Below are 19,339 nucleotides of genomic sequence, written 5' to 3' on the forward strand. Positions count from 1 at the left end.
ATGCAGATCATCGACAACAAGAGCATAGACGGGAACAGAACCAAGCCGATCCTGAGCGTTGCGGAATTCTGCCACCGTTACCGATTGGACAAGGCCGAGGAGGCCCGGCTCAGAAAACTGTTCGGCGAATTCGCATCGAAGCACGAACTTCTGATGAACGCGCAGCGCAAGCCGAGCTTCCGCTGATTATTCCTCGGGATCGGAAGATTTTCCGAAGATCATGAAGACGTCGTAACGGGTGTTCTTGCCCGTTATCTGGTGGGATGGTTTGCGGATGCCGGGCATCGGGTCGGCGCGCAGCGGCCATTTCAGAACCACCCGTTTCGTCGCATTTTCAAGCGCAGCCTCCATCAGTTCGATCTGGTCCGGATCGGAGCCGACAAGCTCGCGCAGCACCCGCATCTCCTTCTTCACCAACGCCGTATTGTGGCGCGGCGGATGCATGGGGTCGACGATCACCACTTCGGGAGAAAGCTCTTTCAGCAGATGCCGTGAATCGCCCTGCAGCAGCGTCATGCGTGAGGCGGCCTCGGCATACGCTCCGCCCGCCTCCAATGCGCGGCGAATACCGTCCGCGAGATGAGCGTGCATGCCCGGCGAACGTTCGATCAGCGTCACATCGGCCCCTAAGGAGGCGAGCAGGAAGGCATCCCGCCCAAGCCCTGCCGTAGCATCCACGATTTTTGGCGTGCGGCCTTTTGTGAAGCCAGCGGCTTTCGGCAGAGCCTGTCCGCGACCTTCGCCGGAGCGGAAACGGTGACCGACCGCACCGCCCACAAAATCCACTACGAAGCTTTCGTCTTGTTCTTTCATCGCAGGCCTCAGAACGGGCAGGGCACGGTATAGGTGACGTCGCGGCCATCCGGGTGGCGAAAACCAACCTCTTCTGCATGCAACATCAGGCGCGGCGCGGCGGCAAGCGCCTCGCCTTCGGCATAAAATTCATCACCGAGGATCGGATGGCCAAGAGCCTTCATGTGCACCCGCAATTGATGGGTGCGGCCGGTAAGGGGGGTAAGTGCCAGCCGCGTTGCGGGAAGCGGCAATCTTTCCAGTACCCGCCACAGGCTTTGCGCCGGCTTGCCGTATTCGTGGTCCACCCGGTGGCGGGGCTTGTTTTCGGGATCGATCGCCAGCGGCAGATCGACCTCGCCCTCTTCACCCTCGACCTCTCCCCAGACGACGGCGACATAGGATTTGCGCGTCTGACGGTTTTCGAACTGGGCGGCGACCGCCGCATGCGCCTTGCGGTTCATCGACATCAGCACGATACCAGACGTATCCTTGTCCAGCCGGTTGATCATCAACGCTTTTGGAAAGCGTTTCTGCACCCGCGTCAAAAGGCTGTCGGAGAGTGCGGGATCGCGCCCCGGCACCGACAGAAGCCCGCTGGGCTTGTCCAGCACCAGCAGATCGTCATCCCGGTGCACGATGGTTAGCCAGGGGTCGAGCGGCGGATTATAGACGGGGTCCGAAAGCATAGATGACATTGTGCTTCCTTAGCACAAATCAGGCATGGGGCCAGATGCGTGCCCCCGCAATATTATTTAGTCGGGAATATGAAGATTGACGCGCCCGCTGGTCAGGTCGCTGATGAGCCGCGACAGGCGCTCCGCCTCTTCAGCCGGAACGGAAAGCAGCATATCCGCGCCGGTGCCGGTGAAGTCCTCCCTATCCACCCGCAGGTTTTGTGTGGCGGACAGGCGCGATTTCACCAGTGCCAGATCGGAAAACGGGCAGCTCAGCGTCGCGCTGACATAGGCGATGACGGGGGAGGTTTCGCCGAGCCGAAGGCAGGCTGCCGCTGTGCCGCCATAGGCACGGATGAGGCCGCCGCTGCCGAGCAGAATGCCGCCGAACCAGCGGATGACGAGAACCGCGACATTGTCCAGCGCCTGACCGTCGATGGCCTGAAGGATCGGTTTTCCCGCCGTGCCGGAAGGTTCGCCGTCATCGCTGAAACGATAGACCTGACCTGTGCGCCATGCCCAGCAATTGTGGTTCGCATCAAGGTCAGAATGCGCCGCAAGGAAGCTTTTCGCATCCTCCTCGCCTGTCACAGGTGCTGCAAAGGCGATGAAGCGGCTTTTCTTGATATCCTGCGAAAAGGTGACGGGGCGGTCGAGCGTGAACATGCGCGTTTCAATATCGCATATATTCGCGCGCGGAAATCGGTATAAGGCCACGATGGCGAAGATGGCGATGGAGAGGGTGTTGGACAAGGCAAGGCAGGTCGCGATTGTCGGCGGCGGGCCGGCGGGCCTGATGGCGGCGGAAATGCTATCGGCGGCAGGCCATGCCGTGACGGTGTTCGAGGCGATGCCGACTGTCGCGCGCAAATTGCTGATGGCTGGCAAATCCGGTCTCAACATCACCCATGCCGAAGATTACGGAAATTTCCTCCACCGTTTTGGCGATGCGGAGCCAAAGCTGCGTGCAGCCCTTGATGGTTTTACGCCCGGCATGCTGCGCGACTGGGCGCATGGGCTGGGGCAGGAGACCTTCGTCGGCACATCGGGCCGGGTGTTTCCGACCGTCATGAAAGCCTCGCCGCTGTTGCGGGCATGGCTTGCCCGGCTGGAGGCGCAGGGCGTTACCATCAGGACGCGGCATCGCTGGATGGGTTTTTCCGGCGGCCGACTGGTTTTCGTAGCGCCGGAGGGCGAGGTTGCCGTCGAGGCCGATGCCGTTCTCCTCGCGCTCGGCGGCGCAAGCTGGCCGCGTCTGGGTTCCGATGCCGCATGGGTGCCCGCACTTGCGGCTGAAGGTGTGGTGCTTAATCCCTTCAAACCTGCCAATTGCGGTTTCGACGTCGACTGGAGCGATGTCTTCCGGCAGCGTTTTGCGGGTAAGGCCCTGAAATCCGTCATCGCCATTTCCCCGGACGGAGCCTTTCAGGGCGAGTTCGTAATAACGAAACACGGCATAGAGGGCAGCATCGTTTACGCCCATTCCGCCGCACTGCGCGACCGGCTGGATGAGACGGGCAAGGCCTCGCTTGCCATCGATCTGGCGCCGGGACGCGCCGTGGAGCGCTTGAGCCGAGATCTGGCAAAGCTTGGCCGCAAGGAGAGTTTGGCAAACCGCATGCGCAAGGCCGCCGGCCTGTCCGCCGTAAAGGTCGGACTTCTGCGGGAAATCTTTCCCGATATATCGACTATGCCCGATGACTTTGTCGCCGCAAGAATAAAACATGCGGAGATACCGCTTTTGCGGCCAAGACCTATTGCCGAAGCGATTTCATCGGCTGGCGGCGTTGACTGGCACGGTCTTGATGGCAACTACATGCTGGAAAAACTCCCCGGCATATTTGCTGCCGGGGAAATGCTGGACTGGGAAGCGCCGACCGGCGGTTATCTGCTGACCGCCTGTTTCGCCACCGGCAAGGCCGCCGCCAAGGGCATGGCCAAATGGCTCGAAGGCCTGGCCTAACCGGCCTCAGCCAATTTCTTTTCCGCACCTGGCGTGGTCCTGACGAGGCAGCGCATGATGGCATCCGTGGTGACGGAACCGAGTGCCTTGCCGTTTTCGCCGATGATGACGGCGCTGCCGACATCCTCCCTGACGAGTGCGCGCAAGCCTTCCTCGACGGTCATGTCCGCACCGAGCTGAAGACGCGACTGGCCGGAAAACTCCGGCTGGACGATGGCGCCGAGGCGAATGACCCGGCCGCGATTGACCTCCTCCACGAAGGCTTCGATATAGCTGTCCGCCGGGCTCATGACGATTTCGGCGGCCGTACCCTGCTGGATGATCTCGCCGTCGCGCAGGATGGCGATCTTGTCTCCCAGCCGCAGGGCCTCGTCCAGATCATGCGTGATGAAGACGACGGTCTTCTTTAGCTCTTTCTGCAATTCGAGCAGCACCGTCTGCATGTCGACGCGGATGAGCGGATCGAGCGCCGAATAGGCCTCGTCCATCAGCAGGATTTCGGCATTGTTGGTCAGCGCCCGGGCAAGACCCACGCGCTGCTGCATGCCGCCGGAAAGCTGGTTCGGATAATGGCTCGAAAAACCTTCCAGCCCCACACGCTTGATCCAGACATCGGCCTTTTCTTCCCGCTCGCCCTTGTCTATGCCCTGAACCTCAAGGCCGTAGACGACATTTTGCAGCACGTTGCGGTGCGGCAGCAGGCCGAATTTCTGGAACACCATCGCTGTCTTGTGGCGGCGGAATTCCAGAAGTTCAGCTTCGTTCAGGCGGCAGACATCGGTGCCGCCATAAAGGATTTCGCCGGCCGTCGGGTCGATCAGGCGGTTGACGTGGCGGATCAGCGTCGATTTTCCCGAACCGGAAAGCCCCATGATAACGGTGATCTGCCCGCCCGGCATGGTGATGTTGATGTCGCTGAGGCCGAGCACATGGCCGTGCTTGGCGTTCAGTTCCGTCTTGGACATGCCGCCCTTTACAGCGTCGATGTAGTTTTCCGCCTTGGAGCCGAAAATCTTGTAAAGGCTGCGGATTTCGATCGATTGACTAGCCATGCGCCACTTCCCGGTGTTTTTGCAGACGAAGGCCATAGGCCTGGCTGATGCGGTCGAAGATGATGGCGATGCCGACGATTGCGAGGCCGTTGAACACGCCGAGCGTGAAATACTGGTTGGCGATAGCCTTCAGAACCGGCTGGCCGAGGCCCTGCACGCCGATCATGGAGGCGATGACGACCATGGCGAGCGCCATCATGATTGTCTGGTTGATGCCCGCCATGATGGTGGGAAGCGCAAGCGGCAGCTGTACCTTGAACAGCTTCTGGCGCTTGGAGGAGCCAAAAGCGTCGGCCGCCTCCAGAACGTCCCGATCGACCATGCGGATGCCGAGGTTGGTAAGCCGGATCATCGGCGGAATGGCGTAGATCACGACGGCGATGACGCCCGGCACACGGCCGATGCCAAGCAGCATGACAACGGGAATGAGGTAGACGAAACTCGGCATCGTCTGCATGACGTCAAGAATGGGATTGACGATACTCTGCAAGCGGTTGGACCGCGCCATGGCGATGCCGATCGGCAGGCCGACGACGATGGATAACACGGCGCAGACGAAGATCATCGACACCGTCTTCATCGTGTCTTCCCACATGCCGAACCAGCCTATGGCAAACAGAATACCGCAACAGAGTGCAACAATAGTCGCGCTACGGCTGGCAAACCAGGCGAGCACACCGACAATAACAATAACGACCGGCCAGGGTGCGCCGATCAAAAGTCTTTCCGCCCAGATGAGGAAGCTCTGAAGGGGGGTGAACAACCCCTCTATCGCGCTGCCATAGGTCCGGGTAAATGCCCGGAAGCCTTCGTCGATCACTTTTTTGAGCGCGCGAAGGGCATCATCATTCATGGCCGGAAATTTAAAAAGCCAATCCATATCCTGTTCTCCATGACGAACCGGAGGCGGGGATCGATATCCTCCGCACTCCGGGAGTAAAATCGCCAGAGCGCCGCACATCTGCTTATACGCCAGACGGGACGCCCTATCTTGTTGAACCGGCGCTTCATCACCTGCAAAAATCGCAAGGGAGGTTCAGCGTCGATCCGGCCTGGCGCCGCCATTGGCGGACGCCTTCTGCCGGGCAGATATGTCGCCCCTCCTTAGAGGGCGGCCTTGACCTTTTGCGCGACGTCAGGAGAAACCCAGCCCGACCAGAGGGCTTCGTTTTCCTTCAGGAAGTGCTTGGCGCCATCTTCGCCGGTCGCCTGATTGTCGGTCATCCAGGCAATCAGCTTGTTGACGGTTGCGTTGGTCCAGGCGCGCTTGTTCAGGTAATCCATGGCCGGGCCGGCACGGTCGGCGAAGCTTTTGCTGACCAGCGTCTGCACGTCGTCAACCTGCCATGCATTGGGTTTGGGGTCCGGACAATCGGCAACCGAGGTGCAGCGCTTCCATTCGGCCGCATCATATTCGGTGCCGAAGCCGAGCTTCACCATTTCATATTTGCCGAGCAACGAGGTGGGCGCCCAGTAATAGCCAACCCATGGCTGCTTGGCCTCGTATGCCTTGGCGATAGAGCCGTCCAGGCCGGCGGCGGAGCCGGTGTCGACGAGGGTGAAGCCGGCCTTTTCACCGCCAAATGCCTTGAAAAGTTGGGCGGTGACGACCGTGCCGCCCCAGCCCTGCGGGCCATTGAATACGGCGCCCTTTGCCTTGTCTTCAGGCGAGGGGAAAAGTTCCGGATGTTTGAAGAGGTCCGGAATGCTCTTGATGCCGGGATTTGCGTCGGCAAAATATTTTGGAATCCACCAGCCCTGAACGGCACCGTCCGACAGGATTTTGGCTGCGGCGACGACCTTGCCGCCTTCCAGCCCCTGCTTGACGATTTCCGGTTGCAGGCTGACCCAGGCTTCCGGCGCGATATCCGGCTGGCCCTTTTCGGCCATGGAGGTCAATGTCGGTACGGTATCGCCGGTGACGATTTCGGCGGAGCAGCCATAGCCTTTTTCAAGAATGAGCTTGTCGAGATTGGCCGCGACTTCGGCGGACTGCCAGTTCATGCTGGCGATGGTGACGTTTCCGCATTCGGCGGCATAGGCCGCGCCGCCTGAAAAGGCGAAGCCGGCGGAAAGAATTGTGGCACCCAAAAGTATTTTCATTTTTGTTCCCTCTGGTCGCGGTGTGGCGGAGACCCGGATGCAGACGGCACCGCCCCCGTCAGCCCCCGTATTGAGCGTTAATAATTCCTTTGTTGCCGTTCCGTTTGCGGCAGTTTCTGGCGTATTGAGGATGGCAATTATCAATCAATCGCCCGGCGCTGCCGTTGAATTTGTAAAATTTGCGACACGCGGCCGCCGGTTCAGTAGCCGCGCGTCATATCGATCGTTTCCGGCAGCACGCCCGTCTCGCGCCATGTCCTGATATTGCCGGCCACGATCTTCGCTGAACTTTCCCGGCTTGTCGGCGCGGAAATATGCGGCAGGACGGTGACTTTCGGGTGTTGCCAGAATACGGAAGCCGCAGGCAGCGGCTCCTGTTCGAAGACATCGAGAACCGCATGCGAAAGCTGGCCGGAGTGAAGCGCCGCGATCAGATCGTCGGCGACGATGACGGCTCCACGGGCGAAATTGATGAGGGCGGCGCCCTCTTTCATGGCGGCGAGACGGCCGGCGTTCAGAAGGCCGTGCGTCGCATCGGTGAGTGGCACCAGGCAGACGAGGATGTCGCTTTTCTCGAGTAATCCTTGCAGCCCGTCATCGCCCGTCAGCGTTTCCACCCCCTCGATGGCTTTGGCGGAGCGGCTCCAGCCCGCAACGTTGAAGCCCGCGTGGAGCAGGCGTTCCGCAGCGGCCGTTCCGAGTGCGCCAAGGCCGAGGAGGCCGATGGTCATCTCGCGCGGATGGCGGTAATCGAACTCGTGCCAGAGGGCTTTTTGCTGGTTCTCGCGATAGGCCGGCATGTCGCGTTGCAGATAGTAGGTCCATGCCAGCACGGCTTCCGCCATGACACGCGAAAGCTCCGGGTCTTTCAGCCTGACGATCGGCGGGGCCTTGCTCCCCAGTTCCAGCACGAGCCGTTCGACACCCGCCCACAGGCTGTGAATCCAGGTGAGACCCGGCAATGCGGCAATGTCGGCCGGATCGGGATTGGCGACGATGGCGAATTCCACCGTCCGTTTCTGTTCGCCGCTCAGTTCGGAAAAGGAGAGGATTTTCTCTTCCGGCATGGCAGCGCAAAGTGCGTCTTTCCAGACGGCCTCCGTCTGCGCATTCATCCGTGACACAAAGGCGATGGGTGATGGCATGAAATTGGTCCTGCTTGCTGGCAATTGGGCTTTTCACCATCAATGCGCAATTTTGCAGGCAATGCCATAGGCGGGACGTCGGAATTTGTGCCGCAAAAAGAACGGCCCGGTTTTCACCGGGCCGTTACACCATTCAGGCGTTTTCTTTTACTGCCGGCTTGGCGTCGCCGTAGTAGGCCGCGAACGTCTCGTGGTAGTGTTCCGAACCGCCGGGGCCGGCATAACGCTGCAATTCCGTCATATCGGTCTTGTTCAGCACGATGCCCAGCGTCTTGTTGGCGATCTGCGGCTCATTGGCCATCAGGTTCTGCACCATCTGGATCGGCGTCTTGCCCCATTCCGTCACGAAGACGAAACCGTCCACCTGTGGCGCGAAGGCTTTCGCGTCGATGACGGGAACGACGGGTGCAAGGTCGACGATGATGTAGTCGCAGGCCTCACGCGCCGATTCGATGAATTTGCGCATGCCGGAGGAAGCCAGCAGCTCGCTCGAATGCGCGAACTGGTTGCTGGTGGAAACCGGCAGGATGCCCATCTTCGTGCGCGTATCGACCTTCACCGCCTGCGTCCACGGTGTCTCGTCGAGGACGACCTCCACGAGACCTGCGGATTGCCGCGTCGTCAGCATGCGGCTGAGGCCGGGATTGCGGATGTCGGCATCCACCACGAGCGTGCGCTTGCCGGTGGAGGCGATCAGCCCGGCGAGGTTGAGTGCCACGACCGATTTGCCCTCGTTCGGCAGGCAGGAAATGACACCGATGACCCGGCACTGGCGTTCCTGGATAACGACATCAGCCGTTAGCTTCACGTTGCGAAGCGTTTCCGCAAAGCTGGAGCGCGGGCTGTCGACGGCAAGTCGCAGCATTTTCTGGAACGAGACCTGGCCGCTTTCATCGAGTGTGGTGTTCTCGCTGACGGGGGTGGCGGCGCTGGTGCCCGGTTTTGCCGGTTCCACGCCCCTTTCTCCGATAAAGGGCAGGTAACCCAGAAAGCGCATGCGCAGATTGTCGCGCACATCGTTGCCGGTGTGGAAAAAGCGATCCCGGAATTCGAGAAGCGCTGCGATGCCGCCGCCCAGCATCAGGCCGAGAATGACCGAAAGCGCCATGGTCATGGTCTTTTTCGGGCTGGACGGCGCTGTAGGCAGACCCGCTTCGGAGATGATGCGGGCCTTGGCGATCGGCAGCGACTGCTTCTGGGATGCTTCTTCGAAGCGGCCGAGATAGGACTGGTAGAGCGTGCGCAGCGCGGTTGCCCGTTGCTCCAGCTCACGCAATTGCACCATGGTGATATTGGCCTGCGAATTACGGCCCGCGACGCGGTCGATATTATCGCGGAGCGATTGCACGCGGGAATTGGAGACGTCGTATTCGTTCCTCAGGCTGCCGGTCACCTGCTGCAATTCCTGGAAGATCTGCCTTGCGATCTCTTTCTTCTCACCCTCCAGCGCGGCGGCCTGCGGATGATCGGCGCCGAATTGCTGCACGACGCCCTGCAATCGATCCGAGATTGTAATGTAGCGTTTGCGAAGGTCCTGAATAACCGAATTATCGGCATCCCGTGCGGAAACGACCGCATTGTCGACAGCCGCATCCGGTCCACGGTCAATGATGGATTTGTACTGGCCATAGCGGGCCGCAGCCGTCGCGACGTCCGCCTGCGCTGCAATCAACTGGCCGTTGAGATCGGCCAGCTGGCTTTCCGACATCAGCTCGCCGCGCGAGGAGACGATATTGTTGTCCGACCGGAATTTCTGCACCGCCAGCTCGGCTGCCTGGGCACGCTGGTTCAGGTCGGTCATGCGTTCTTGCAACCACACGGAAGCGCGCTCGCTGGCGTCGAAATTGGCGTTCAGCTGTTCGGTGAGATAGGCGTGCGCATAGGTCTTGGCGATCAGCGCGGCAAGCTGCCGGTCTGTCGAACGGGTGGAAATGGCGATAACCGAACTGCGGCCGACACGCTCCACGATCAGCGATTGCTGAAGTACGGCGGCTGCCTTTTCGCGCCGCCCGGCGCGGATTGCCGCTTCGGAAACCGGCGGATCACCCGGCAGGATGAGGTCGACGATACCGCGCACGGAGGATTTCACGAGATCGACCGGCGACATCGACGGATTGACGATGGTGTCGTTCTCGTCGAGCTTGGCCTTGTCGACCACGGTCAGCGCCATTTCCTTGGATTTAAGGATTTCCACGGCGCTGGCGATGCGGTTATCGACGATTTGGGCGGCGGGCACCGGCGATTCCTCTTCCGCGTAGCGGGAAAGGCTTTCATCCAGCAACACCTGCGTCATCGCGGTGTAAACGGGGGTCGCAAGCACCAGATAAAGGCCGGCCAGAACCACTGCGGCAATGACTGAGGCGGCAATGACATTGGCACGGCGAACCACGGCGGCCCAGAGGCGGTCGAGGTCGATGAACGTGTCGGCATCCTTGCCGGGATCCGGAAAGCCGATATTGGATTTAAAGGTCTTGTGGTGCATGGACCTACCTTGTGAAAAAAATGGTACGCGGGAAGCCGAGCCACGCTCGACTTCCCGCCCCCCGTTATTGGTGCGCCGACCGCCTCCCCGGCGGCGCGATTAAAATCAGGCCGCTTGAACGCGGCTTTCATGGTTTGCAACCAGTTCCTTCACGGAGGCAAGAACCTGCGCCTCCATGTCGGCACGCATCAATGAGAAGGCGACATTGGCGGCGATAAAGCCCTGCTTGCTGCCGCAATCGAATGTGCGTCCGCTGTATTTCTGCGCATGGAAGGCCTGCTTTTCGGCGAGCCGCTTCATACCGTCGGTCAGCTGGATTTCATTGCCCGCGCCGCGCTCCTGCTTGGCGAGGATATCGAAGATTTCCGGCTGCAGAATATAACGACCGTTCAGGTAATAATTCGAAGGCGCCTTGGATGGTTCCGGCTTCTCGACCATTTCGGTGACCGCAAAGCCATGATGAACCTTCTCACCCACGCCGACGACACCGTAGGACGACACTTCTTCCGGCAGGCATTCCTCAACACCGAGAATATTGCCGCCGACTTCATCGTAAAGCTCCATCAGCCCGGCAATGCAGCCGCGCGCGCCATAGGAAACCATGTCTGGCAAAAGCAGCGCGAAGGGCTCCTTGCCCACCAGTTCGCGCGCGCACCAGACGGCGTGGCCAAGACCGAGCGGCACCTGCTGGCGCGTGTAGCTGACGGTGCCCGCGACAGGCAGCATCTTTTCAAGCTGCAACACCTGAACCGTCTTACCGGAGCGCGTCAGCGTGTTGATAAGCTCGGGCGCGCTGTCGAAATAGTCTTCGATCGCGGTCTTGTTGCGGCTGGTCACGAAAATAATATGCTCGATGCCGGCCTGCATGGCTTCATCGACGGCATATTGCACGACCGGGCGGTCGACGATCGTCAGCATTTCCTTTGGCATCGCCTTGGTGGCGGGCAAAAACCGCGTGCCGTTGCCGGCTACGGGAATGACGGCTTTTCTGACAGTTTTGTTCAGGTCCATCGCGTTCTCCTTCATCAAGGTTTGATCTTTCCCCAGTCCGCTTACAGATTTGTCCGCTCACAGATTTTACGAAATCTGTCTTTTCACCCCGGTATCCGTTGCGGGCGCAAACATCGCGTTCCGCAACCTCCTCAGCCGTGCGGCGATGGGCATTCTTAAGTGCCCCAGCACGGCAGGATCTCTGATCGTGGTCTTCAGCGCGCCGATAATCGAGCGTCGCTTGATGTCTTCCACCAATGTCAGGAAATTATGTGCCAGCCGCAGGCTGCGGCTTCTTGCCTGCTGCGCATCCATGGCGGCTGGCAGCAGCGTGTAATGGCTCAGAAACGTCTGATCCGCCCGCATCATCGCTTCGACATGATGAATTTCGAGCACACGCGAGATCGAGCCCTCGCGAATATTATAGACGTAGCCGGGTTTCGGCTCGATGACGCATAGACCCCCGGCGGCAAGCGCGGAGGCCAGCAGGATATAATCCTCGCCGATGCGAATATCCTCCTGGAAGCGCAGGCCTTCCGAATTGAGGAAATCGCGCCGGAACATCGGTTTCATGTAGCCGAAGTTGAAGGTGGAACGGAAAAGGATGTTGGAGGAAATGAAGTCCTCAAGGGTGAGGACGGGCCTTTCCTCCAGAAACTCTTCCGGAAACATCGTCTCCATCGGCCGGCCGTCGGCATAGGCGACATCGAGATTGTCGACTGCGATCACCGCATTGGCGGCGTCTGCCCGGCACAACATGCAGGCGGAACGTTCGGGGCGGATGACATCGTCCGAATCGAGTACCGCGATAAAACGCCCGGTCGCGGCTTCGATACCGGCATTGCGCGCGCCGCCCGGCCCGAGGTTCTGTTCGAGTGCGAGGAGCCTGACACGCGGATCGGTGGCGGTAATGGTCTCGACAAGGGGGATCGTCTGGTCGGCGGAGCGGTCGTCGACGACGATCACTTCCAGCGTAACCCCCCGCTGCTCAAGCGCGCTTCGAATGGCTGCTTCGATCGTATCGGCGGCATTATAGGCGGCGATGACGAAGCTGATATCCGGACCGGGATCGGAAATGCTGCCGGGCTGAGGCGTGAGGTTCTCCATCAAGTTGCCTCCACCGTGCCGTATTGGCGGATTTCGCGCACGCCAAAGGCGCCGCTGACCGAGCCCATATGCAAGGCGCCCCGCAGCGCATAGCGGTTGCGGCGCACGGCGTTGAAACCGTTCAGCGCGGCGAAGACAGCGCAGTAGAGCGCTTTCGATCCGGCTTTCACCACCTGTATCACGCGTCTCACGCCGGGTTTCTTTTCAGCCAGCACACGGCCATGGGTCTGGCCAGAGCGGAAACGACGTTTGGCAAGCCACATGAAACGGGCGCGGCTTTCCGGCACCGGCTCGGACAGCACGGCTTTTTCCGCAAAGACGATGCGTCCGCCGGCGGCATGAAGATGCGAGAAGAAATGGGTGTCCTCGCCGCCGCTCTGGCCGAGCGCCAGCGCGAAACGCCTATCCTTCACCGATGGCGCATCCATTTTGAGAAGCGTGTTGCAGGTATACCCTGTGATGATCTCGCGGTTCACCCAGACGGGGACCGTCGAGTGAAAATCGCCGCGTTTCATCCAGCCCGGTGCGTTTTCCCGGTAAACCGCGGTCACCGGCCCGAGGACGGCTTCCGCGCCGGTTTCCTGGGCTTTTTCCAGAAGAGCGGCCAGCCAGTGCGGCGGGGCGGTCTCGTCATCGTCGATGAAGGCCAGATAGTCCGCATTGCATTCCGACAGGCAGGCATTGCGGGCAATCGAAATATTCGATTTGGGGCAATGGACATAGGCGATTTCGAAGGGCGAAGTCTCGCGCAGTCGATCCACACTCGCTTTAGCGCTCGGCTGCTCATCATTATCGGCGACGATCAGGCGAACCGTCACACCTTCAGGCACCTCCAGCTCGAAGAGTGACAGAAGTGTGGCGACCAGCGCCGGGCGTCTGTAGGTGCAGATGCCGATGTCGACGGTCTTCAAATTGTGTGGGTCGGTGACGGTGAGGTCGGTCATGAGACAGCCTTTCTTCCCCGGAATTTCAGGAGTTCCAGCCAGAAGCCGGTGGACCACGCCAGGTGCATCACCATTGCTGAAAAGGCGGCGAGCGGGCCGTATGGGTTTTTCTGTCCTATTGCCATCCACAAGCCATAACCCACACATGCGGCGATCCAGAGGCCGAGCGGAATAAGCGCTGCCCAATGCACAAGCGACAGCAGGGCGAAGATAAAGACCGGCAGAACGGCGAGCGGAATCATCTGGCGGATCTTCGGGATCGAGCGATGTTTCAGAAGGTTCTTCGCGCGGCCACGGCCATAAGCGAGATATTGCTTGAACAGCGGCATGACGCTGTCGCGCGGATAATAGGTCATGCGGGTCTTGTCGGTCATCCAGATGCGAAAACCGGATTTGCGTAGCCGGAAATCCAGTTCGGCATCCTCGTTGTGGCTGAAGCTTTCGTCATAACCGCCCACCGCGTCGAATGCGGCGATCCGCATCAACGCATGGTGGCCATGGTCGATCCAGTGTCCTTTGGCGCCTTCGCGGTGCTTGGAGCCGCCATTGCCGAGCTTGGAATTCTGGGCGATGGCTGTTGCCTTCTGGAACAGGCCGTGGCCGACCGTATCCATGGCGACCACGATGGAATCCGCGCCGGTGCGTTCGGCATCCTCGATCAGCTTTTGGCAATAATCATCAGGATAATCACCATGGGCATCGATGCGGATCAGGTAGTCGAACTCTTCGCCGAAGGTGGAAACGGCAAGGTTGATGCCGGCGCTCTGGATGCGTTTGGGATTTGCAAGAAGCGTAACGCGATCATCCGTCGCGACGAAGGCGGAAACGATGTCGCGGGTTCCATCCGAACTGCCGCCATCGGCAACGACGATGCGGAAAAGACGTCCCTCCATTGCAGCCGTGAATTTGCGCAGCAGCGCCTCAATCGTTTTTGCCTCGTTGAGGCAGGGAATGACGATCAGAGTTCTGATGCCGGATTGACCAAGACCTTCCATGATGTGCCCCCTACGCATTACACGGGTGAAAACGCAGCTTCACGGGCATGGCCGGAAGCGGATTTAGCGAGAGAGGACAATTGCTGGACCAGCTGACGGCAATCGTCGCGGTCGGTCAGCCATTGTTTTTTATCGAGCACCGACAGGGTGCCGAAGGCTTCCGTGTAGGTTTGCGGCGTCATGCTGTCGAAAAGAGCAGCCAGATCGTCGGCTCCCGCGTTTTGCAGGGCAAAACCGATATTGCGCTTTTCGATGAAGCGGGCGGTTTCCGTGCCCGCAAGTGCAATCGGCAGGGTACCATAAAGGCCGCCTTCGTAGAGCCGGTTGGGCAGTAGCCAGCTCGAATTCTGGCCTTCCTCGAAAAAGTCGATTGCCCAGGTGAATTGCACTTCATTATAGATGGCGGCCAGATCCTCGGGGTTCCTGTAGGCACCGTGGAAATGCAGATGCGGCGCGGCGGCCACGAAACCATCGAAATCCGCGAACTCGGAATAGGCCGGCCGTCCGCGCAGGATGATCTCGACCTTGCCTTCCATACGCCGTGCAAATTCGGCGAGGATCTCGAGCGACTTGCGGCAGCGAAGCGCCCCGAACCAGCCGATTTTCCAGGGTTCGCCCGGGGTAGGTGGACGCGGTTGCGGCGTGGTTGTGACGGTGGCATCGAGCGCCAGCACCTTGTTTTCCTGCAACAGCACGGGAAGGTTAAGGCCGGAGACCGGTTTGAAATAATGCTCCACGAAAGCCGGAGAACTCGTTACCAGCAGTTTGGCGTCGCGGGCGAAATAACGTTGTGCCGCATTCAGGAGTTGCCCGGCCTTGCCCCTGTTGAGAAGCAGGCGGTGGATATCGAGACATTCGTAAACCAGTGCCGGTTGCCGATTGTAGAGCGACATCGCACGTTTCGCCAGGGCAAGCATTTCCAGGTTTCTGGCAAGAATGACATCTGGGACCGGGATGCCGCTTAACGCTTTGCCAAGCGAGAGGCTGGCTTTGGCGACGGCCGCCATGCGCTGGAGAAACTGCCCATCGGCGGTTTCTCCGAGAATGATGGGCACGACGTCGTCGATTTCCGCAAGCCGGTTCTGCCCGCGCCGGAAGCCCGCCAACGTGACCCGCGCCCCACCCGCAAGCAGGGTCAGCACCCGCCGGCGAATGGCGGGGTCTGACAGGTCATGCGCGAGATAAAGAACGTGGGTCATGCATGGGTTCCGGTTGATTTCATACGTCGAAGACGCCGCAGCTCATGTTTTGGTTCAGGCAGGCCGTCAGTTGAGGGCGCAGGCAATGGATTCGGAAAACTGGCATTTGTCGCCGAGTGCTGTGAAGGCGAACCGGTCGATGGTCATCTGGGTTGCACCGGAATAGGAAAAGGCGCCCATCCAGTCCTTCAGCGTGTCGGTTCCCCACAGGCTGAAGAAAATCTTCTGGGCATTCTGCGGGATTTTCGTCTCATCCGTGACTTCGTGGACGAGCTTGCCGTTGACATAATAACGCAGGCGCTGCGGTTCCCACACGAAGGCATAATCGTTGAAGCCGGCATCGGCTCCGCCTTCCACCGGCACCAGCTTCTCATTGCCGCCCTTGGCGGAAACATACTGGTTGAGCTGTACCTTGCCCGTATTCTTGCCCAGCACCTCGAAGTCGATTTCATCGTGGGGCTTTTTGTCGGTCGGGCCGATATAGGTGAAGAAGGCGGAGTTCAGCCCGGAGCCGGTGGCGGCTTTCATGCGGACTTCATAGGTGCCGTAGCGATATCGCCCCTTGGTCTGGATTTCACCGCAGGCGAAGTTGCGATCGCCGGTTTTTCCTTCTTCAAAACCGAGCGTCAGCTGGCCGTTTTCGACCGTCGCCAGTTTTTTTGACCAGGTGCAGTTCTGGTGCGCACCGTTGTTCCAACCGTCGGAGACGTACCAGAACGACCTGTCCATTGTGTCGAAATTCTCGATGAACGATGTGCCGTTGCCTTCCTGCGCCTGACTTGGCGTCGTGAAAGATATTGCCAGCAGAGCGGCGGTTAGAAGAGTGCGTGTCTGAACGCGGGTGACAAATGTTGTCATTGGTTCACCTCTGTCGTTGCGAATAAAGTGTTTCGGATTTGGGCGTTCCAACCGTGGAGGTCCGTTTTTCCGCAAGGTCAACCCTCGCCTTGTGTTTGCCGTTCCGGCTTCCGGTCAGCACGGCATAGAGAGTCGGCAGGTATTTGCGGGTCTGTGCATTACTCACCACCAGAATGACAAAGGCGGACAGTGTGGCGATGACATAGAAGGCGGGGTAAAAATCGGGTCCACCCTTGTTCCACACCATCCACATGATGACGAGCAGCGGATAGTGGGCGCAGAATATCCAGAAGCTGAGGCTTCCAGTTTCGGAAAGCCGCTTGCCGAGCCTGCTCCGGATCAAAAGCGCCGACGATGCCCAGAAGCCGAGCGCCCCGAAAACAGCGAGCAAATTGCGCGACATGTTCAGCCAGAAGGTGAATTCCGGGCCGGTGAAATAGAGGCCCGTTGCCAGCATGGCCGCAGCGACAAAGGTCAGCGTCATGATCGGGAAGGCGTAAGGGTCGAGCGCCTTGACGTCGACGCGGTGCAACGCAAGCGCAATGCCGAGCGAAAAGCTGAAAAGGATGGATTTTTTCTGAACGATGAAGATCGTCAGATCCGGCAGGGCGGTAACGAAAAGCAGCAGGGCGAGCGTCGGCAGCGCAAAGCGGCGCATGAGAAAGGCGAGCACCGGCGACAGTAGAATACAGACGAACAGGTCGCGCAGGAAATAAAGCGGCACATTCAAGGGCAGCTCTTCAAGCGCGGTGCCATGGCTGATGATTTCGCGTGGGGTGGCGTTCCACAGATCCGGGAAATAACCCACGCCGACATCGAACAGCTGGATCAGCAAAACCATGGCAAACAGGGCGCCATTCCAGATAAGGAAGGGCAGCAGCACCGTCTTCGACTTCGACCGTATCGTCGCCGAATAGTCAAATTCGCTCATTCCGCGACGAAACAGCAAATATCCGGAAATGGCACTGAGACAGGGTACGCCGATACGGAACAGCGCATCTCCCAGAAAAATACGCAGCCAGTCGAAGAAGCCGTAAAGACCGAGAAAAGGGCTGGTTTCGGCATCGTGCGGCACATGGACGAACACGATTCCAGATATCAGCAATATACGCATCAAATTGATACGGGAGGATAGGTTCTGATCGACAGTCACATCAGTCACCCCTAATTGGGCGGCGTCCACCCACGCCGCGTTGCAACCAGAGCGAACTTAAGCCCGCACTCATAATTCTGGTTTCGACTTTAGGGTAAAATGTGGCGACGCGGGAAAAACACAAGCTTAGAATTTGCGGGTGATTGTCTGGCTTTCTTGATTTCCCTGCGGATTATTTTAGTCAAGTAGCTGAAATTATTGATATTACTATATATTTCCGCAACCATTAAAAATGGCGGAAGCCTGCGTTATTATCGTTGGCCGGGATGCTGCACCGCAAAAAAATGATTTATGCGCTTTGCCACACCGGCCTTGCCCGTGGCGGACAAGGCCGGTTAGCGGCCGAAATGAGGCATCTCGGGTCAAGATATGATAATCTCAGGTTGTAGTTTCGCGCATTCGCCGCGATTTCACCATTCCAAGGATTTTTCCGAGCAGTGCGCGCTCGGTCAGTAGGATCAGCACCGCATAGATGGTGCCCCCGACTGCTGCCCCGATGAGAACCTGTAGGGTTGCACTGGGAATACGTTCCGCAAGGATATGAAGCAGATAACGTACCGAAACGGCCATGGCCAGCGCCGCTATCATCGGCCTGCTGCTGATATAGAGGCCGCGGAAAAAGGGTGTGTCGCTCGCCTTGAATACGGCCCAGGAATAGGCCACCAGCGTCACTGCATTGACAATGCAGAGCCATATCATCGCGTCGATCAGGCTGCCATAAACGGCGGCACCCCAGACCGCGACCGTGGTGACGATGGCGCGGATCGTCGCCGACCAGAACAGCACGCGTCCGTAACCCGCACCCTTGAGATAGGGAATGAATGTGCTGCATGGCGTGAGAATGGCCTTTGACAGGGCCAGGAGACCGAGGACCGGCCAGGCATAGGCCCAGTTCTGTCCGAAGATCACCAGCATGGCCGGTTCGGCCACGGCCCAGAGGCCGAACATCATCGGCGCAAGCAGCACGGTCAACACCTGCGTGCTGAACATCAGGGCGTCCCGCCGGCGCTGCGGATCGTCCATCATGCGGCTGAAGGCGGGAAACAGCACGCCCATGACGGCGGAAAGCACGACCTGATTGGGAATGCTGGCAAAACGGTTGGAGGCGGAATAGGCGCCCGCATCGGCAAGGCCGAGATGCCGGGCGATTACCACCATCGGCGACTGGAAGGTGACGAAATTGGCGATTTCCGATCCCATCAGGCCGGAACTGAAACCGAGAAGCGGCACCAGACGGCGCGGTTTCATGACGAAACGCGGGCAATAGCGGGAAACGGCGTAAAGCCCGACAAGTCTGATGAGTGCTGCGGCGAAAAGCTGGATGATGAGGGCCCATACGCCGAAGCCGAGAAGGGCCATAGCCACAGCGACAACCGCCGCGATGCTTTCGGACGCCATGCTCCACAATGCGTCCTGGCTGAAGTTCATGCGCCGGGCAAGCAGCGAATAGGCGACATCGCCCGCAAGTTGTAGCGGAATGAGAAACGCCATGATGCGCAGCAGATAAGCGCTTTCCACCGCACCCAGAAGTCCGCCGAAAAACTCCGCGAAGGTGTAGAGAACGGCGGCCATGGTGCAGGAAATGGCCAGATTTGCCCAGAAAACGGTATGGATCGTGTCCATATCCTCTTCTTTTTCGACGATCAGCGCCGAGGTCAGCCCTGCACCGGCGATCATGGTCAGGAACTGTACAACCGTAAGGCCGACTGCAACCACACCGAATTCTTCCGGTGAAAGCAGTCGCGCGAGAATTGGGACCGTGACAAATTTAAGCCCGAATGTCCCTGTCTTAGACAGGACGCTCCAGCCGACATTCGTTGTGATGGTCTTTACATTTGGAGCTGGGGGCATACAAGCATCCTGTTTCTGGAGTCCGGCG

General features: G+C 59.3%; 18 protein-coding genes. 2 read left to right on the forward strand and 16 right to left on the reverse strand.

Going from position 1 to position 19,339, the window contains the following annotated elements; translation table 11 throughout:
- Positions 1–186, forward strand: a complete 186-nt coding sequence (locus RS75_RS00940; RefSeq protein WP_045016469.1) for a hypothetical protein — start codon at positions 1–3, stop codon at positions 184–186.
- On the opposite strand, the gene RS75_RS00945 is transcribed toward RS75_RS00940, so the two are convergent.
- The 3 genes from RS75_RS00945 to RS75_RS00955 are packed head-to-tail and all read right to left on the reverse strand — an operon-like array spanning position 187 to position 2,135.
- The gene (locus RS75_RS00945) at positions 187–813 is read right to left on the reverse strand and encodes a class I SAM-dependent methyltransferase (RefSeq protein ID WP_045016471.1); all 627 of its coding nucleotides are present in this window, start codon (positions 811–813) and stop codon (positions 187–189) included.
- A gap of 8 nt (positions 814–821) precedes the next feature.
- On the reverse strand, positions 822–1,490 hold the full coding sequence (locus tag RS75_RS00950; RefSeq protein ID WP_045016473.1) for a pseudouridine synthase: 669 nt from the start codon (positions 1,488–1,490) through the stop codon (positions 822–824).
- 57 nt (positions 1,491–1,547) lie between these two features.
- Positions 1,548–2,135, reverse strand: a complete 588-nt coding sequence (locus RS75_RS00955; protein ID WP_045016475.1) for an IMPACT family protein — start codon at positions 2,133–2,135, stop codon at positions 1,548–1,550.
- A 67-nt stretch (positions 2,136–2,202) separates the two neighbouring features.
- Here RS75_RS00955 and RS75_RS00960 point away from each other — a divergent pair, with 67 nt between their 5' ends.
- The gene (locus RS75_RS00960) at positions 2,203–3,432 is read left to right on the forward strand and encodes a TIGR03862 family flavoprotein (protein ID WP_084686332.1); all 1,230 of its coding nucleotides are present in this window, start codon (positions 2,203–2,205) and stop codon (positions 3,430–3,432) included.
- Here the strand turns inward: RS75_RS00960 and RS75_RS00965 are convergent.
- From RS75_RS00965 to RS75_RS01025, 13 genes are all read right to left on the reverse strand, one after another.
- A complete protein-coding gene (locus tag RS75_RS00965; protein ID WP_045016478.1) occupies positions 3,429–4,484 on the reverse strand; it encodes a quaternary amine ABC transporter ATP-binding protein in 1,056 nt (351 codons plus the stop codon). The two genes, RS75_RS00960 and RS75_RS00965, sit on opposite strands and share 4 nt — an antisense overlap.
- Entirely contained in the window at positions 4,477–5,364 is an 888-nt protein-coding gene (locus tag RS75_RS00970; RefSeq protein WP_045016480.1) for an ABC transporter permease, read from the reverse strand. Before RS75_RS00970 ends, RS75_RS00965 begins: the two co-directional genes overlap by 8 nt.
- A 224-nt stretch (positions 5,365–5,588) precedes the next feature.
- Entirely contained in the window at positions 5,589–6,587 is a 999-nt protein-coding gene (locus tag RS75_RS00975) for an ABC transporter substrate-binding protein (protein ID WP_045016482.1), read from the reverse strand.
- 200 nt (positions 6,588–6,787) lie between these two features.
- Entirely contained in the window at positions 6,788–7,732 is a 945-nt protein-coding gene (locus RS75_RS00980; RefSeq protein ID WP_045016484.1) for a 2-hydroxyacid dehydrogenase, read from the reverse strand.
- 133 nt (positions 7,733–7,865) lie between these two features.
- A complete protein-coding gene (locus RS75_RS00985; RefSeq protein ID WP_045016487.1) occupies positions 7,866–10,214 on the reverse strand; it encodes a polysaccharide biosynthesis tyrosine autokinase in 2,349 nt (782 codons plus the stop codon).
- 105 nt (positions 10,215–10,319) lie between these two features.
- A complete protein-coding gene (locus tag RS75_RS00990; RefSeq protein WP_045016688.1) occupies positions 10,320–11,225 on the reverse strand; it encodes a UTP--glucose-1-phosphate uridylyltransferase in 906 nt (301 codons plus the stop codon).
- Between the two features lie 66 nt (positions 11,226–11,291).
- Positions 11,292–12,311, reverse strand: coding sequence for a glycosyltransferase family 2 protein (locus tag RS75_RS00995; protein WP_045016489.1), 1,020 nt, complete (start codon positions 12,309–12,311; stop codon positions 11,292–11,294).
- A complete protein-coding gene (locus tag RS75_RS01000; RefSeq protein WP_045016491.1) occupies positions 12,311–13,255 on the reverse strand; it encodes a glycosyltransferase in 945 nt (314 codons plus the stop codon). Before RS75_RS01000 ends, RS75_RS00995 begins: the two co-directional genes overlap by 1 nt.
- Positions 13,252–14,250: a glycosyltransferase family 2 protein gene (locus RS75_RS01005; protein WP_045016493.1), complete on the reverse strand. Its 999-nt coding sequence runs from the start codon at positions 14,248–14,250 to the stop codon at positions 13,252–13,254. Before RS75_RS01005 ends, RS75_RS01000 begins: the two co-directional genes overlap by 4 nt.
- 17 nt (positions 14,251–14,267) lie before the next feature.
- Positions 14,268–15,449 carry a glycosyltransferase family protein gene (locus tag RS75_RS01010; RefSeq protein ID WP_045016496.1) on the reverse strand — a complete coding sequence of 394 codons (1,182 nt, stop codon included), beginning with the start codon at positions 15,447–15,449 and terminating at the stop codon, positions 14,268–14,270.
- 66 nt (positions 15,450–15,515) lie between these two features.
- Positions 15,516–16,307: an endo-1,3-1,4-beta-glycanase ExoK gene (gene exoK / locus RS75_RS01015; RefSeq protein WP_045016498.1), complete on the reverse strand. Its 792-nt coding sequence runs from the start codon at positions 16,305–16,307 to the stop codon at positions 15,516–15,518.
- Positions 16,308–16,311: 4 nt separating this feature from the next.
- Positions 16,312–17,421, reverse strand: coding sequence for an acyltransferase family protein (locus tag RS75_RS01020; protein WP_045016501.1), 1,110 nt, complete (start codon positions 17,419–17,421; stop codon positions 16,312–16,314).
- A 417-nt stretch (positions 17,422–17,838) separates the two neighbouring features.
- Positions 17,839–19,311 carry a lipopolysaccharide biosynthesis protein gene (locus RS75_RS01025; RefSeq protein ID WP_045016502.1) on the reverse strand — a complete coding sequence of 491 codons (1,473 nt, stop codon included), beginning with the start codon at positions 19,309–19,311 and terminating at the stop codon, positions 17,839–17,841.
- Positions 19,312–19,339: the final 28 nt, after the last annotated feature.

It is taken from the genome of Rhizobium nepotum 39/7, assembly GCF_000949865.1.
GTDB lineage: Bacteria > Pseudomonadota > Alphaproteobacteria > Rhizobiales > Rhizobiaceae > Agrobacterium > Agrobacterium nepotum.

Coding starts and splice junctions, on each gene's coding strand:
- RS75_RS01025 (WP_045016502.1), bottom strand. CDS start 19,311: ATGCCCCCAGCTCCAAATGTAAAGACCATCACAACGAATGTCGGCTGG.
- RS75_RS00990 (WP_045016688.1), bottom strand. CDS start 11,225: ATGGACCTGAACAAAACTGTCAGAAAAGCCGTCATTCCCGTAGCCGGC.
- RS75_RS00995 (WP_045016489.1), bottom strand. CDS start 12,311: ATGGAGAACCTCACGCCTCAGCCCGGCAGCATTTCCGATCCCGGTCCG.
- RS75_RS01005 (WP_045016493.1), bottom strand. CDS start 14,250: ATGGAAGGTCTTGGTCAATCCGGCATCAGAACTCTGATCGTCATTCCC.
- RS75_RS00980 (WP_045016484.1), bottom strand. CDS start 7,732: ATGCCATCACCCATCGCCTTTGTGTCACGGATGAATGCGCAGACGGAG.
- RS75_RS00955 (WP_045016475.1), bottom strand. CDS start 2,135: ATGTTCACGCTCGACCGCCCCGTCACCTTTTCGCAGGATATCAAGAAA.
- RS75_RS00965 (WP_045016478.1), bottom strand. CDS start 4,484: ATGGCTAGTCAATCGATCGAAATCCGCAGCCTTTACAAGATTTTCGGC.
- RS75_RS00940 (WP_045016469.1), top strand. CDS start 1: ATGCAGATCATCGACAACAAGAGCATAGACGGGAACAGAACCAAGCCG.
- RS75_RS00985 (WP_045016487.1), bottom strand. CDS start 10,214: ATGCACCACAAGACCTTTAAATCCAATATCGGCTTTCCGGATCCCGGC.
- RS75_RS00960 (WP_084686332.1), top strand. CDS start 2,203: ATGGAGAGGGTGTTGGACAAGGCAAGGCAGGTCGCGATTGTCGGCGGC.
- RS75_RS01020 (WP_045016501.1), bottom strand. CDS start 17,421: ATGCGTATATTGCTGATATCTGGAATCGTGTTCGTCCATGTGCCGCAC.
- RS75_RS01000 (WP_045016491.1), bottom strand. CDS start 13,255: ATGACCGACCTCACCGTCACCGACCCACACAATTTGAAGACCGTCGAC.
- RS75_RS00975 (WP_045016482.1), bottom strand. CDS start 6,587: ATGAAAATACTTTTGGGTGCCACAATTCTTTCCGCCGGCTTCGCCTTT.
- RS75_RS01010 (WP_045016496.1), bottom strand. CDS start 15,449: ATGACCCACGTTCTTTATCTCGCGCATGACCTGTCAGACCCCGCCATT.
- RS75_RS00970 (WP_045016480.1), bottom strand. CDS start 5,364: ATGGATTGGCTTTTTAAATTTCCGGCCATGAATGATGATGCCCTTCGC.
- RS75_RS00950 (WP_045016473.1), bottom strand. CDS start 1,490: ATGTCATCTATGCTTTCGGACCCCGTCTATAATCCGCCGCTCGACCCC.
- RS75_RS00945 (WP_045016471.1), bottom strand. CDS start 813: ATGAAAGAACAAGACGAAAGCTTCGTAGTGGATTTTGTGGGCGGTGCG.
- exoK (WP_045016498.1), bottom strand. CDS start 16,307: ATGACAACATTTGTCACCCGCGTTCAGACACGCACTCTTCTAACCGCC.